The sequence below is a fragment of the Bacteroides hominis genome (genome assembly GCF_033042785.2).
Lineage (GTDB): Bacteria > Bacteroidota > Bacteroidia > Bacteroidales > Bacteroidaceae > Bacteroides > Bacteroides hominis.
The window spans coordinates 4,015,956-4,031,639 of sequence record NZ_CP178829.1 but is presented as its reverse complement, the minus strand read 5'-3'; the positions used below and the strand labels follow the sequence as shown (position 1 = coordinate 4,031,639).

The 15,684-nt window shown below is 47.0% G+C and carries 7 protein-coding genes; 5 read left to right on the top strand and 2 right to left on the bottom strand.

Annotated elements, in window-relative coordinates; translation table 11 throughout:
- Positions 1-12: 12 nt before the first annotated feature.
- Positions 13-4,557 carry a glutamate synthase large subunit gene (gltB, locus tag R3O62_RS16975; RefSeq protein ID WP_032540503.1) on the bottom strand — a complete coding sequence of 1,515 codons (4,545 nt, stop codon included), beginning with the start codon at positions 4,555-4,557 and terminating at the stop codon, positions 13-15.
- A 753-nt stretch (positions 4,558-5,310) separates the two neighbouring features.
- Between gltB and R3O62_RS16970 the strand changes: the two genes are divergently transcribed.
- The 5 genes from R3O62_RS16970 to R3O62_RS16950 all read left to right on the top strand — a co-directional run bounded on the left by R3O62_RS16970 (position 5,311) and on the right by R3O62_RS16950 (position 14,508).
- Positions 5,311-7,194, top strand: coding sequence for an amidophosphoribosyltransferase (locus tag R3O62_RS16970; RefSeq protein ID WP_022012625.1), 1,884 nt, complete (start codon positions 5,311-5,313; stop codon positions 7,192-7,194).
- A gap of 131 nt (positions 7,195-7,325) precedes the next feature.
- On the top strand, positions 7,326-8,402 hold the full coding sequence (gene carA / locus R3O62_RS16965) for a glutamine-hydrolyzing carbamoyl-phosphate synthase small subunit (RefSeq protein WP_032538057.1): 1,077 nt from the start codon (positions 7,326-7,328) through the stop codon (positions 8,400-8,402).
- Between the two features lie 152 nt (positions 8,403-8,554).
- Positions 8,555-11,785 (top strand): carbamoyl-phosphate synthase (glutamine-hydrolyzing) large subunit, encoded by a 3,231-nt coding sequence (gene carB / locus R3O62_RS16960; protein ID WP_005778290.1) that lies wholly within the window; start codon positions 8,555-8,557, stop codon positions 11,783-11,785.
- Positions 11,786-11,889: 104 nt separating this feature from the next.
- Positions 11,890-12,186, top strand: a complete 297-nt coding sequence (locus tag R3O62_RS16955; RefSeq protein WP_005778289.1) for a thioredoxin family protein — start codon at positions 11,890-11,892, stop codon at positions 12,184-12,186.
- A 165-nt stretch (positions 12,187-12,351) separates the two neighbouring features.
- Positions 12,352-14,508: a family 20 glycosylhydrolase gene (locus R3O62_RS16950; protein WP_234070116.1), complete on the top strand. Its 2,157-nt coding sequence runs from the start codon at positions 12,352-12,354 to the stop codon at positions 14,506-14,508.
- Between the two features lie 91 nt (positions 14,509-14,599).
- Here the strand turns inward: R3O62_RS16950 and R3O62_RS16945 are convergent, their stop codons facing one another.
- A complete protein-coding gene (locus R3O62_RS16945) occupies positions 14,600-15,487 on the bottom strand; it encodes an AraC family transcriptional regulator (protein WP_032542567.1) in 888 nt (295 codons plus the stop codon).
- Between the last annotated feature and the right edge of the window lie 197 nt (positions 15,488-15,684).

Genomic DNA, 15,684 nt, shown 5'->3' with positions numbered 1-15,684 from the left:
TCGGCGGCTTATTTAATAGTCTCTCTGCATATCTGCTATTTTCTGTTGCAGTTTCCGCATCTGTTCTTCCTGCAACACCTTTTTATATTCGATCGGTACCACCTGGATGAATTCGTCCACGCAGTGATTCCAATTGTCGAGCATGGTGCGTGCCAGTTTTGAGCCTGTATAGAGATAATGTTGGCGGATCAGTTCATGAAGTTCTTTGCGATAGCCGGCTTCTTCGATCAGTGAAAGTTCCACCATCTCCATGTTGCAGAAATAGTCGAAGTTTCCTTCTTTGTTCCATACATAGGCTACGCCGCCCGACATGCCGGCTGCAAAGTTGCGTCCGGTCTGTCCCAACACGACCACCCGTCCGCCGGTCATGTATTCGCAACAATGGTCACCCACACCTTCGACAACAGCGACGGCTCCGGAGTTTCTCACCGCAAAACGTTCGCCCGCACGTCCATTGATGTATACTTCACCACTGGTGGCTCCGTATAGCAGGGTGTTTCCGGCAATGGTGTTTTCTTCCGCTTCGAAATTGCTTCGTACCGGTGGAAGTACGGCGATACGTCCGCCACTCAATCCTTTTCCCAAATAGTCGTTGGCTTCGCCCTCCAGCTTGAAGTTGACTCCCGGTACAAGGAAGGCACCGAATGACTGTCCGGCGGAACCTTTGAATTTGACGTTCAGCGTATGTTCCGGCAGACCTTTTTCTCCATACCGGGTAGCGATGGCACCTGAGAGCATGGCACCGCACGCGCGGTCAGTGTTGGCAATGGTATATTCCAGAGAGACTTCCCGTTGGCGTTCGATGGCTTCGCGGGCGGCATGGATTATTTCCACATCTTTCACCGCCGAGATACCGTGGTCCTGATTGGTGGTATGCAGAATGGCAGCCCGGTTGTCAACCCGTACCAGCAACCTGCTGAAGTCAATCAGGCTGTGCTTGGGGAGCATATCTTGGGGGGTGCGTTCGATCAGGTCCGTCCGTCCGATAATGTCGTCCAGCTTTTCGACACCTATTTCCGCAAGATACTCGCGTACCTCCTGTGCCAGGAAAGTGAAGAAGTTCACCAGGTATTCGCTGCGTCCGTGGAAGCGTCTACGTAATTCTTCATTTTGTGTGGCCACGCCTACCGGGCAAGTATTCTGATGACACTTGCGCATCATGACACATCCCAGAACAATCAGGGCAGAGGTGGCAAATCCAAACTCTTCGGCCCCCAACATTGCCATCAGGATGATGTCCCGTCCGGTTTTCAGCTGTCCGTCCACCTGGAGCATGACTTGACCTCTCAGTCCGTTCAGCACCAGGGTTTGCTGGGTTTCACTCAATCCTAATTCGGGTGGGATGCCGGCGTAACGGATGGAAGAGGCGGGTGAAGCTCCTGTTCCGCCTTCGGCACCGGAGATGACGATCAGGTCGGCTTTGGCCTTGGCTACACCTGCGGCAATGGTGCCGACTCCGCTTTCGGCTACCAGTTTGACACTGATTCTCGCCCGGGGATTTACGTTTTTCAAGTCGAAGATAAGTTGTGCCAGATCTTCGATTGAATAAATATCATGGTGAGGAGGAGGGGAAATCAGCGAGATGCCCGGTATGGAGTGACGGGTACGGGCTATCACTTCGTCCACCTTATAGCCGGGCAACTGTCCGCCTTCGCCCGGCTTGGCGCCTTGTGCAATCTTGATCTGTATTTCATCCGCGTTTACCAGGTATTCGGCAGTCACGCCAAAACGTCCCGAAGCTACCTGTTTGATGGCACTTCTCAGGTTTGTTCCGTCCGGACGCGGGGTGAATCGCTTGGCATCTTCACCTCCTTCACCGGTATTGCTCCGTCCGTGAATGGCATTCATGGCGATGGCCATTGTCTCGTGTGCTTCCCGGCTGATCGAACCGTAACTCATGGCACCGGTAACAAAACGTTTCATGATGTTTTCAACGGGCTCTACCTTGTCGATAGAGATAGGCGACCGTTTGAATCCCAGGAAATCGCGCAGAAAGATGGGCATTTCTTTTTCATCTGCCATTTGTGTAAACTCTTTGAATTTCTTGTAGCTGCCCAGGCGGGTTGCCAGTTGCAGGGCACTGATTGTTTCCGGATTCCAGGCATGTTTTTCCCCGTCTTTTCGGAAAGAGTATAAGCCTTTGTTGGGCAGAATGTCATCACTGTTTTCCGCTGCGAATCCTTCATTGTGGAAAGCGATGGCATCTTTGGCTATCTCTTCAAGCCGGATGCCGCCGATGGTAGAGGGCAGGCCGCCGAAACAAGCCTTGCTCAGTTCTTCGCTTAATCCTATAGCTTCGAATATTTTTGCTCCCCGGTATGAACGGATGGTACTGATCCCCATTTTACTCATGATTTTGAAGAGCCCTTTGCAGATGGCTTTGATGTAGTTCTTTTCTGCTGTGGCATAATCGAGTTGGATATCTTTACCGGTAACGAGCTTGTCGAGAATGCCAAAGGCCATGTAGGGGTTCAATGCGCTGGCTCCAAAGCCAAGCAGCAGGGCTGCATGCATCACTTCGCGTATCTCGCCGCTTTCTACTACCAGAGCAGTCTGGACACGTTTGCCCACTGAGATCAGATAATGATGCACTGCACTGACGGCCAGTAAGGATGGAATGGCAGCATGTGTGGCATCGACCTCTCTGTCGGTCAGTACGATGTAGTTGACTCCCTCTACGACGGAGGCTTCTGCCTGCTTGCACAGGGCGGTCAGTGCCTCTTGAAGTCCGGCTTTTCCTTTATCAGCCTCAAACAGTATGGGCAGCTTTACTGTTTTGAATCCTTTATACCGGATATTGCATAAGATATCCAGTTGGGCATTGTTCAGTACAGGGTGGTTGAGGCGCACCATTTTGCAATGACTCTCGCTGGGGGTGAGAATGTTCATGCCCACAGCACCGATATATTCCGTCAGCGACATCACCAATTCCTCGCGGATGGGATCGATGGGAGGGTTTGTCACCTGTGCAAATTGTTGCCGGAAGTAATTGTACAAGAGTTGTGGTTTATCCGAGAGTACGGCCAGGGGGGTGTCGTTGCCCATCGAATTGATCGGTTCGGCCCCTCCGGTCGCCATCGGGGTGATGATCTTTTCGATGTCTTCTTTTGAATAGCCGAAGGTACGTAGCATGCGGCCGTAGTTCTCTACACTGTGTGATACTTTGCGTCCACTTTTCAGTTCATTCAGTTCAATCCGGTTGTTGGCGAGCCAGGTACGGTAAGGCTTGGCCTCCGCCAACTGTTTTTTCAGTTCACCGTCGTAGTAGATCTCACCTTTTTCGGTGTCTACCAGCAATATCTTGCCCGGTTGCAGGCGTCCTTTCTCTTTGATATCTCCGGGTTCGAAGTCCATTACGCCGACTTCGGAGGCCACTACCATCATGTTGTTGTGAGTAATCAGATAGCGGGCGGGGCGTAGTCCGTTACGGTCGAGCATACCTCCCGCATAGCGACCGTCGCTGAACAGCAGGGCAGCCGGTCCGTCCCATGGTTCCATCAGGATGGAGTGATATTCGTAGAATGCTTTCAGGTCTTCGCTGATCGGATTCTTTTCGTTGAATGACTCCGGTACCAGCATAGCCATGGCATGTGGCAAGCTGAGGCCGGACATTACCAGGAACTCGAGTACGTTATCTAAAGAGGCGCTGTCACTTCCACCCGGCTGGATGATGGGGCGGAGCTCCCTGATATCACCCAAGGTAGGTGAGGAGAGTACGCTTTCCCTTGCTTCCATCCATCCCCGGTTACCGCGAATGGTATTTATTTCACCGTTGTGTGCCAGTAGACGGAAGGGTTGCGCCAGTCCCCATGTGGGAAATGTGTTGGTGCTGAAACGTGAGTGTACCAATGCAAGTCCGCTGGTGAAATAGTTGTTTGTCAGATCGGGGAAATAACTACGCAACTGTAAGGATGACAACATACCTTTATATATGATGCTTTTGGTAGACAGCGATACAATGTAAAAGTCGTCTTTTGCCGGGACAGATGATTTGCGTATCCGGTTTTCAATCCTTTTTCTTATCACATAGAGTTTGCGGTCGGCTGTCTCCGTTTCCGTAAATCCGGTGATGAATATCTGTTTGATGTCCGGTTCGGCTGTTCGTGCCGATTCACCCAATATGTCCGGGCAAGTGGGTACATTGCGCAGGTGCATCAGTGTTAATCCTTCTTTTTCAATCTCCTCGATAATAATACTCAGAATGGTTGCCCGGTCTTCTTCGTTTTTGGGGAGGAAAATCAAACCTGTTCCGTATTTCCCTTTTTCGGGGACAGGTATGCCTTGCAACAAGATAAATTCATGAGGAATCTGGAGCATGATGCCTGCGCCGTCTCCTGTTTTGTTATCCGCTCCTTCGGCACCACGGTGACGCATGTTTTCCAGTACTTTTAGTGCGGACTCCACAATGTCGTGCGATTTTCCCCCGTCAATGTTCACCAACATACCCACTCCGCAGGCATCATGTTCGTTCATTGCATGATAGAGACCCAACTGTTCGGGCAGTCGTTGACAGGGCAACTCTTTTGTTTCGTTGTTAAAAAGTTCTTGTTCCTTCATTCTGTTTAGCTTTATTATACGATAATACCTGTTTGTTGTATCAAAATGTTCGGCAAAAATAGGAATTTAATTTCATTATGATATGTATGGCACGCCTTTGTGTGACACTAATTCTCTTTTTAGTTTTTTAATATTTCAGATCGTAAGTAAATTAACTACTTTTTGTTTCAAACTGTAACTTGCTTCCATTATATCATTAAACGATTGTAATCTCTTTCTTTTTGAGACTGAAATAATAGATAAATTAACGTTTTGATATTAAAACAACTTTTTTGTACGTTTATGTCAAATATTTATAGGAAAACTAATCTTTATGTTATTTAGATTATGTATCTTTGCACGCGAAAACAAAAAAGGATAATATGTGTGGAATGGTAGGCTATATTGATATGTATCAGCCGAAAGGCGAAGCATCTGTTTTTATTGCTAACGGCAATCTTGAAATTTCCACCGTTATCCTCCAAGAATTTCTATCCCAAAGTTATACTTCCTGTAACAGTACTTGTACAGAGATCCCCGTTCATTTCGTTTCATGTTTCCTGCAGAGTTACCGGTTTTGTAAGACCGATAATCTATGTATCGGAAGTCCGGAAACATTAAAGTGCTTTAAACCGTTGATAATTAGTGTACCTTTGCCCGTGATGTATCGTTATGGGTCGGGAAGGCACGACAGACCGACCGGGATAGGAGGAAAAGAGTGTGATTATGGTGTGAGTTCAATAACCGATTGTAATATAGTTAAATCGAAAATAGATGGAACAACTGAAACATGAATGTGGCGTTGCCATGATTCGTTTGCTTAAACCGCTGGAGTATTACGAAAAGAAGTACGGGACATGGATGTATGGGCTCAATAAGCTCTACCTGCTGATGGAAAAACAGCATAACCGTGGGCAGGAAGGTGCCGGACTGGCATGTGTGAAACTGGAAGCAAATCCGGGTGAAGAGTATATGTTCCGTGAACGGGCGTTGGGTTCCGGTGCCATCACTGAAATTTTTGAAACGGTGCAGGCCAACTTCAAGGATCTGACCGGGGAGCAATTGCACGATGCTGGGTTTGCCAAGCGTACACTGCCCTTTGCGGGGGAAGTATACATGGGACATCTGCGTTATTCGACCACCGGAAAATCCGGCATATCCTATGTCCATCCATTTCTCAGAAGGAACAACTGGCGGGCGAAGAACCTTGCCCTTTGCGGTAACTTCAACATGACAAATGTGGACGAAGTGTTTGCCCGTATCACTGCCATCGGACAACATCCGCGTAAGTATGCCGATACCTATATCATGCTCGAACAGGTGGGGCACAGACTCGACCGGGAAGTGGAACGACTGTTCAATCAGGCCGAGGCCGAAGGACTGACCGGTATGGGCGTGACGCATTATATTGAGGATCATATGGATCTTGCCAACGTGTTGCGTACATCGAGCAAGGAATGGGATGGAGGATACGTGATGTGCGGACTGACCGGAAGCGGAGAGAGCTTTGCGTTGCGCGACCCGTGGGGGATCCGCCCGGCATTCTGGTATCAGGATGAAGAAATTGCGGTGCTTGCCAGTGAACGTCCGGTGATTCAGACTGCACTCAATGTTCCGATAGGAGAAATAAAGGAATTGCAACCGGGGCAGGCACTTCTTATCAGCAAAGAGGGAAAACTGCGTACGGCACAGATCAACAAAGCGCGGGAAAAGAAAGCCTGTTCGTTTGAGCGGATTTACTTCTCACGGGGTAGTGACGCGGACATCTATAAGGAGAGAAAACAACTGGGTGAAAAGCTGGTGCCGAACATCCTGAAGGCAATTGATAATGATCTCGACCATACCGTATTCTCGTTCATACCGAATACGGCGGAGGTGGCATTTTACGGTATGCTTCAAGGGCTGGACGATTACTTGAATGAAGAAAAGGTACGACAGATTGCCAATCTGGGACATAATCCGGACCACGATGAACTGGAAGTGATTCTGTCTCGCCGTATCCGTTCGGAAAAGGTAGCGATCAAGGACATCAAACTACGTACTTTCATTGCCGAAGGTAATAGCCGGAACGATCTGGCGGCACACGTGTATGACATAACATACGGCAGCCTCCGGGCAGGTATCGACAATCTGGTGATTATCGATGACAGCATCGTCCGTGGCACCACATTGAAGCAAAGCATTATCGGTATCCTCGACCGTTTGGGACCGAAAAAGATAGTTATCGTTTCTTCCTCCCCGCAAGTTCGCTATCCGGACTATTACGGCATCGATATGGCGAAAATGTCTGAGTTCATCGCTTTCAAGGCGGCAATCGAACTATTGAAGGACCGGGATATGAAAGACGTGATCGCAGCAGCTTACCGGAAATCGAAAGATCAGGTAGGATTGCCGAAGGAACAGATGGTAAACTACGTGAAGGAGATTTATGCTCCTTTCACCGACGAGGAAATCTCTGCTAAAATGGTGGAACTGCTGACGCCGAAGGGTACGAAGGCCAAGGTACAGATTGTTTACCAACCCCTTGAAGGATTGCACGAGGCATGTCCCAACCATACGGGAGACTGGTATTTCAGCGGTAATTATCCAACGCCGGGCGGAGTGAAACTGCTGAACGAAGCATTTATTAATTATATTGAACAGGTATATCAATTTTAAGAAAATCAGGATTTTACTACAGAGGATGCAGCGTACACAGTGGACCGGTTTATTTTAGATGTACTTTAAAATAAAAGATGAAACCTCTGCGAGCTTTGTATCCTTTGTGGTGGATTAAAACGAAGATAAGAATGAAGAATGTAACTTTGATCCTTGACGACGGGAGCCGTTTCCACGGCAAGTCGTTTGGCTACGAAAAGCCTGTGGCAGGTGAAGTCGTGTTTAATACCGCCATGACCGGTTATCCGGAGAGTCTGACCGACCCTTCGTATGCAGGGCAGCTGATGACACTGACTTATCCGCTGGTAGGCAACTATGGTGTGCCTCCTTTCAGTATGGAACCCAACGGGCTGGCTACATTCATGGAGAGCGAACGCATCCATGCCGAAGCCATCATCGTGAGCGATTACTCACAGGAATACAGCCATTGGAACGCAGTGGAAAGTCTGGCGGACTGGCTGAAACGGGAGCAAGTGCCGGGCATTACGGGCATCGATACCCGTGAGTTGACCAAAGTGCTGCGTGAACACGGAGTGATGATGGGACGGATTGTGTTTGACGATGAACCGGAAAATGCTCCGGAAGCTGTTTACAGCGGGGTGAACTACGTAGACAAGGTTTCCTGTAAAGAGGTGATCCGTTACAATGAAGGCGCGGGTAAGAAAAAAGTCGTACTGGTGGATTGCGGTGTAAAGACGAACATTATCCGCTGCTTGCTTCGTCGGGATGTGGAAGTGATTCGCGTGCCTTGGGATTATGATTTCAATCATCTGGAATTCGACGGACTCTTCATCTCCAACGGACCGGGTGACCCGGATACATGTGATGCTGCGGTGCAGAACATCCGCCGTGCCATGCAGAACCCGAAACTTCCTATTTTTGGTATCTGCATGGGTAACCAGTTGCTGAGCAAAGCCGGAGGAGCCAAAATATACAAACTGAAATACGGTCATCGCAGTCATAATCAGCCGGTACGGATGGCAGGCACTGAACGTTGTTTCATCACTTCACAAAATCATGGTTACGCGGTAGATAACAACACACTCGGCACCGATTGGGAACCGTTGTTCATCAATATGAATGATGGCTCCAACGAAGGAATCCGCCATAAAACAAACCCGTGGTTCTCCGCACAGTTCCATCCGGAAGCGGCAAGCGGACCGACCGATACGGAATTCCTTTTCGACGAGTTCGTGAAACTGCTCTGAAGTATATTCTGCATAAATGATCAGAAACGAATACGATTCACCACAGAGGACACAGAGAATATATTTCTCTTAAATATCCTAATAAACAAGAGATTAAAACTCTGTGTTCTCTGTGTCCTCTGTGGTGGATTAACCTCAAAAACAAACTAATAATGAAAGAAAACAATATAAAGAAAGTACTGCTCCTTGGTTCCGGAGCCTTGAAAATCGGTGAAGCCGGTGAGTTCGACTACTCCGGTTCCCAAGCGCTCAAAGCCTTGAAAGAAGAAGGAATCGAAACCATCCTGATCAACCCCAATATTGCCACCGTACAGACATCGGAAGGTGTGGCAGATCAGATTTATTTCCTTCCCGTAACTCCTTATTTCGTCGAGAAGGTGATTCAGAAGGAACGTCCTGAGGGTATCATGCTTGCCTTTGGCGGACAGACGGCACTGAACTGCGGCGTGGCCCTTTACCGCGAAGGCATTCTCGAAAAATACGGAGTACGTGTATTGGGAACTCCCGTACAAGCCATTATCGATACCGAAGACCGTGAGCTTTTCGTGGAGAAGCTGAACGAGATTGACGTGAAAACCATCAAGAGCGAAGCTGTTGAGAACGCCGAAGATGCTCGTCGTGCAGCCCGGGAATTAGGTTATCCGGTCATTGTCCGTGCGGCTTACGCATTGGGTGGATTAGGTTCCGGCTTCTGTGACAACGAAGCAGAACTGGACGTACTTGTTGAGAAAGCGTTCGCTTTTTCTCCGCAGGTGCTGGTTGAGAAGAGCTTGCGGGGATGGAAAGAGGTGGAATACGAAGTAGTGCGCGACCGCTTTGACAACTGTATCACGGTCTGCAACATGGAGAATTTCGACCCACTGGGCATCCATACCGGAGAATCCATTGTGATTGCTCCTTCGCAAACCTTGACCAATAAAGAATATCATAAATTGCGTGAGCTTGCCATCCGCATCATCCGCCACATCGGTATCGTGGGCGAATGTAACGTGCAGTATGCTTTCGATCCCGAATCGGAAGATTACCGGGTGATCGAGGTGAATGCCCGTCTGAGCCGTTCGTCTGCTTTGGCGTCGAAGGCTACCGGTTATCCGCTTGCTTTCGTGGCTGCCAAACTCGGACTCGGGTACGGGCTGTTCGATTTGAAAAACTCCGTGACGAAGACTACCAGTGCGTTCTTTGAACCGGCGCTGGACTACGTAGTCTGCAAAATCCCCCGTTGGGATCTCGGTAAGTTCCACGGAGTGGATAAAGAACTCGGTTCTTCTATGAAGTCTGTCGGTGAGGTGATGGCCATCGGGCGTACCTTTGAAGAAGCGATTCAGAAAGGACTTCGTATGATAGGACAGGGTATGCACGGTTTTGTGGAAAACAAAGAACTCGTCATCTCCGACATCGACAAAGCGCTGCATGAACCGACCGACAAACGTATCTTCGTCATATCGAAGGCCTTCCGTGCGGGATATACCATCGACCAGGTGCACGACCTGACCAAGATTGACAAATGGTTCCTGCAAAAGCTGATGAACATCATGAATACTTCGGAGGAGCTTCATCAGTGGGGGAATAATCACAAGCAGATAGCCGACTTGCCTGCCGACCTGCTTAAGCAAGCCAAGCGACAGGGATTCTCTGACTTCCAGATAGCACGTGCCATCGGTTACGAAGGTGATATGGAAGACGGGAGCCTTTATGTCCGCAATTACCGCAAGAGCCTGGGCATCGTTCCCGTGGTGAAGCAGATCGATACGCTTGCTGCCGAGTATCCGGCACAGACCAATTACCTTTATTTGACCTACAGCGGCACAGCCAACGATGTAACCTACCTGGGCGACCACCGTTCCATCGTGGTGCTTGGTTCGGGTGCTTATCGCATCGGTTCTTCGGTAGAGTTTGACTGGTGCGGGGTGCAGGCACTCAATACCATCCGTAAGGAAGGCTGGCGTTCGGTGATGATCAATTATAATCCCGAAACCGTATCGACCGATTACGATATGTGCGATCGCCTCTACTTTGACGAATTGACTTTCGAACGTGTGATGGATATTCTTGAACTGGAGAATCCGCATGGTGTCATCGTCTCCACCGGAGGGCAGATACCGAACAATCTTGCTCTGCGCCTCGATGCCCAGAATATTCATATTCTCGGTACTTCCGCCAAGAGTATCGATAATGCCGAGGACCGTGATAAATTCTCCGCCATGCTTGACCGCATCGGCGTGGATCAGCCGGAATGGCGTGCGCTTACTTCGCTCGAAGATATCAACTCCTTCGTAGACAAGGTCGGTTTCCCTGTGCTCGTGCGTCCGTCGTATGTGCTTAGTGGGGCGGCCATGAATGTTTGCTCCAATCAGGAAGAACTGGAACGCTTCCTGCAACTGGCAGCCAATGTTTCGAAGAAGCACCCGGTTGTGGTCAGCCAGTTCATTGAACATGCCAAAGAGGTGGAGATGGATGCCGTAGCACAAAACGGGGAGATCGTTGCGTATGCCATTTCCGAACACATCGAATTTGCCGGCGTACACTCCGGTGATGCCACCATCCAGTTCCCGCCGCAGAAGTTGTATGTGGAGACGGTGCGTCGCATTAAGCGTATCAGTCGTGAAATAGCCAAGGCACTCAATATCTCCGGTCCGTTCAACATCCAGTATCTGGCTAAAGACAACGACATCAAAGTGATCGAGTGTAATCTCCGTGCCAGCCGTTCGTTCCCCTTTGTCAGCAAAGTGCTGAAGATCAACTTTATCGAACTTGCTACGAAAGTCATGCTCGGTCTGCCTGTTGAGAAGCCGAACAAGAACCTTTTTGAACTCGATTATGTCGGTATCAAGGCCAGTCAGTTCTCTTTCAATCGTCTTCAGAAAGCTGATCCTGTGCTGGGTGTCGACATGGCATCGACCGGTGAGGTAGGTTGTATCGGCAGCGATACTTCCTGTGCCGTACTAAAAGCAATGCTTTCCGTGGGCTATCGCATTCCGAAGAAGAACATCCTGCTCTCTACCGGAACGCCGAAACAGAAAGTGGATATGCTCGAAGCGGCCCGTATGTTACAGAAGAAGGGATATAATATCTTCGCAACGGGAGGTTCCAGCAAATTTCTTACCGAGAATGGCGTAGAGAACACCCGCGTCTACTGGCCCAGTGAGGAAGGACATCCCCAGGCACTCGAGATGTTGCACAAGAAAGAGATCGACATGGTAGTCAATATTCCCAAGAATCTGACTGCCGGTGAGCTGGATAACGGTTACAAAATCCGTCGTGCCGCCATCGACCTCAACATCCCGCTGATTACCAATGCCCGATTGGCGAGTGCGTTTATCAATGCGTTCTGTACGATGGATATTGACGATATAGCAATCAAGTCATGGGAAGAATATAAATAAGAAGTTCCGTCTTCTTCTCCTCTTTTGCTTAACAATCCTGAAATCCGGAACTTTTTCTGTTGACTGTTGTTGAAAGTACATATAAATCAATAAAGCGTGTAACAATGAGTATAGCAGAGCAATTGGATGCCGCATCCGGAACGAATCGTCTGGTGTTGGTAGAATTTTATGCAGACTGGTCTCCCCATTATGAATGGCTGGAACCTGTAGTACGGACTTACGAGAAACAAGTCTCCGAGGTGGTTAAAGTGAATATAGTGGGAGATAAGGCAGTCGCGGATTCATTCAATATCGAGACGGCTCCGGCTTTCATCCTTCTGCAGCGTGGACACGAATTGTGGAGGCAAGTGGGAGAACTGACCATCGATGAACTTAAACTGGTGTTGGAAGAGTTCAAATAGCAAAGTGCCAATCATGTCATTTTGTATTTTCTACCCGGTGTAGCATGCGCTATATCGGGTAGTTTGTTTATTGGTTAATAAATGAACAGCTTTTCTTTCTTTAAGATATTTTTTACTTCCGATAAATTATTATCTTTGCATTTATTGTACCTTAAAAATATCATAATGAAATCAGCAATAAGAGTGATCCTGTGGATAGCAGGTCTGTTTTTGTTTACAAATCATATTGCTTATGCACAGAATTGGACTCTTCCGACACCATCCCAAGAGGCCTGTCATCCTGCCATAATACCGCAGCCTAAATTTATTGCTTCAACTCGCAAAACCATAGATTTTACAGAATTATCGATCTTGTTTTCTGGTTCTGTCGATTGTTCTACTCAACAAAAAGTGAAGAGAGAGGTGATAGATATTTCTAATTCACTAAAATTCACTTCGGTGAGAAAAAAAACATGCGAAATTAGATTTACAACTCCTTCAAGGAAGCTCAAAACGGATGAAGCATATACATTACAAGTTAACAAACAGGGTATTATTATTGAGGCAAATGCATTTGGTGGGTATTTTAACGCTTTACAAACGCTTCGTCAAATGATTACCGAATCACCTCACGGCATGTTACGTTTACATTATTGTAACGTTGATGATCTCCCTGAATTTAGCGTTCGTTCGGTGATGATTGATGTAGGACGTAATTTTTTGGAGATCTCTTTTTTGCGTGAAGTGATCCGCAAATTGTCTATGTACAAAATAAATATGCTCCACCTTCATTTAACTGATGATCCCGGGTGGAGAATTGAGGTTAAGAGTCATCCTGAACTGACATCCTATAATTCTTACTGGAAAACACGACAGCCGGGAAAATTTTACACACAAAAAGAAATAAAAGAGTTTGTTGCCTATTGTGATTCTCTTAACGTAAGGGTACTCCCCGAGGTTGATATGCCTGGTCATAGTGCGTATTTTAAAAAGGCAACAGGATATGATATGCAAACCTCCAAAGGAATTGCTATACTAAAAGAGGCATTGGATGAGGTAATTCCATTATTCAAGGATTCTTTATTTCATATCGGATCCGATGAAGTTAGGTTTGCAATGCCTGAGTTTATGCCTGAGATGATTAAGTATATTCGAGATAAAGGCAAGCGGATTGTTATTTGGAGTCCCGGCTACCAGCAAGATAACGATTGTATTCGTATGTTTTGGGGTAAATGTGAATCAGGACATCAGATCAAAACAGATATACCTTATATTGATGGTAATGGATTTTATATGGATTATATGGATTCTCAGTCCGGCGTACAACAAGTATTCTTTCAGCAACCATGCGAAGTTGCTTCTGAAAACACAAATGCATTGGGGGGAGTGATGTGTGTATGGACAGACGGTGGACTTGGGGAATATCCCGAAAAGCAAATTTTAACTCAATATCCATTTTATCCTACTCTATTAACATATGCCGAAAGAATATGGAGAGGTGCTAAAGAATCAGCCAATCAGTTTGTTGCTAATATGCCTAAAAAAGGGAGTAGTGCATGGATCGCATTTGATGAGTTTGAAAATCGTTTAGTAGCTCACAGGGATAAATATTTTCAAGGAATTCCTTTTGCTTATGTCAAGCAATCTGAGCTTAAGTGGAGAATCATAGGTCCTTTTGATCATAAGGGAATCAATGATACCTCTTTTGAGCCTGAACGGATTATAAAAAGTGAATATATCGATAATAATAAGATTTTAAAATGGAAAGATGAGGCAGCTTACGGAGGAGTAGTACAAATTCGTTCTTTGTACGCAATGTTTAATATGCATAACAATAGATATCAGCCTAACTTATGGCCTACATTAATGTCTGATGATGTGGGAATTGGCAATGGGACATGTTATGCATTGACATATATTAAAAGCCCCAGGGAGCAAGACGTTTTTTTAATGTGCGGATTTAATGGTATGTGGGGACATTCGGGCGGGTATCGTTCCGAAAGAGCACCGCAACAAGGCAGTTGGGATTGGAGTGGAGGAGATATATGGCTCAATGAAAATAGGATTGAGCCTCCTGTTTGGGATTTTGAAAGTTTACCGTGGTCAGGATGGGGACAGGGGAGAATTGAAATACCGCTTACAGGGCAAGGATATTTTTATCGGGCACCAATTAAGATTAGTCTCAAGAAGGGGCTAAATAAGGTTTTAGTTCGTGTACCTTTCGGCCACTGGAATGGGGATGAAGGACAACGCAGGTGGCAATTTTGCTTTATGCCTGTAAAGTGGGATGGCATTCATTATTCAGAGGTGGAAGGATTGGAATATGAAACTGATATTAAATAATATTGTAATACTGTGTACTTCATTAGAATTCAATGTTTTGTGACCTTTGATGTTTTTCTATTTAAATCTAAAATATGCTATCAAAGTGAATTTATCTTTTTTGATACTCCTGTGGTGTCATGCCCGTCATTCGTTTAAAGAACTTGCAGAAGAAGGAGGGATTCGGAAAATGCAGTTCATCCGAAATCTGGTATACAAGCAGGTCACTGTGTTTCAGTAATACTTTTGCTTCGAGAATAACAGACTGATTGATCCACTCCATCACTGTCTGGTGACTGACCTGCCGGATCAGCGTGTTCAGGTAACGGGGAGTCAGGCATAGCTTGTCGGCATAGAATCCTACGGTACGTTCGTTTTTGCTGGATTCGTTCACCAGTGTGATGAATCGCCAGAATATCTCTTCCTGATGTGAAAACCTGTGAGAAGCGTCATTGGCTTCTTCCGTCCGTATATACTTTATATTATGCAGTAGAGCTGCAAGCAGATGTTGTACTACCTCCCGGCGGAAGGGTTTTTCCTGAACAGTTTCCCAAATCAGCGTGAAATAAGCATCCGACAACTTCCATTCGGTATCTGTCACCCGGGTGACAAGGTTCTGCCGTACGTGTGATTCAAAGAGCTGGTCACGTCGTAGGAGCGGCAGGAAGTCTTTGTCCACTGCGATCATCTGAAAATCGTAATCGGGTGTGAATTCTAAAAGTTCGACAATGGAGCCGGGGATGAAAGTGACAATGGTTTGTGGATAGACGGTATATTCAATCAGGTTGATAATGATCCGTGCCTTTCCGCGTAGTCCGCGGATGATTCTTCCTTCCTTCAGCCGGTAGGGTTGTCCCAAACGGAACAGGTGGCTTTCCATATTGGCGAAGCTGATGACAATGCCAAAATCCGGGGTGACGAAGCGATATTCGTTGTTGCATACCACGTTGCTGTGCTTCAGCAGGTCGAGTGCCAGTTCCAGAGGTTTGTTCTTTTCCATAAATCAGTTGTTATCACACGGCAAACTTAGATAAAATATGCGATTTATAAGCGAGCCAAGTAAAAGAATAGCATATTTTATCCAAAACACAATGAGATAGTGTGCGTGTATCCCGGTCCGGACCTTAACATACATGAGGCTGATGGGCATGGAGGATAATATAATAGGGGTATGGGCAGTAGGGTGAAGCTTGTCCT

Excerpts from the sequence above, each read along its gene's own strand:
- R3O62_RS16955 (WP_005778289.1), top strand. The coding sequence starts at position 11,890 with ATGAGTATAGCAGAGCAATTGGATGCCGCATCCGGAACGAATCGTCTG.
- carB (WP_005778290.1), top strand. The coding sequence starts at position 8,555 with ATGAAAGAAAACAATATAAAGAAAGTACTGCTCCTTGGTTCCGGAGCC.
- R3O62_RS16945 (WP_032542567.1), bottom strand. The coding sequence starts at position 15,487 with ATGGAAAAGAACAAACCTCTGGAACTGGCACTCGACCTGCTGAAGCAC.
- gltB (WP_032540503.1), bottom strand. The coding sequence starts at position 4,557 with ATGAAGGAACAAGAACTTTTTAACAACGAAACAAAAGAGTTGCCCTGT.
- carA (WP_032538057.1), top strand. The coding sequence starts at position 7,326 with ATGAAGAATGTAACTTTGATCCTTGACGACGGGAGCCGTTTCCACGGC.
- R3O62_RS16970 (WP_022012625.1), top strand. The coding sequence starts at position 5,311 with ATGGAACAACTGAAACATGAATGTGGCGTTGCCATGATTCGTTTGCTT.
- R3O62_RS16950 (WP_234070116.1), top strand. The coding sequence starts at position 12,352 with ATGAAATCAGCAATAAGAGTGATCCTGTGGATAGCAGGTCTGTTTTTG.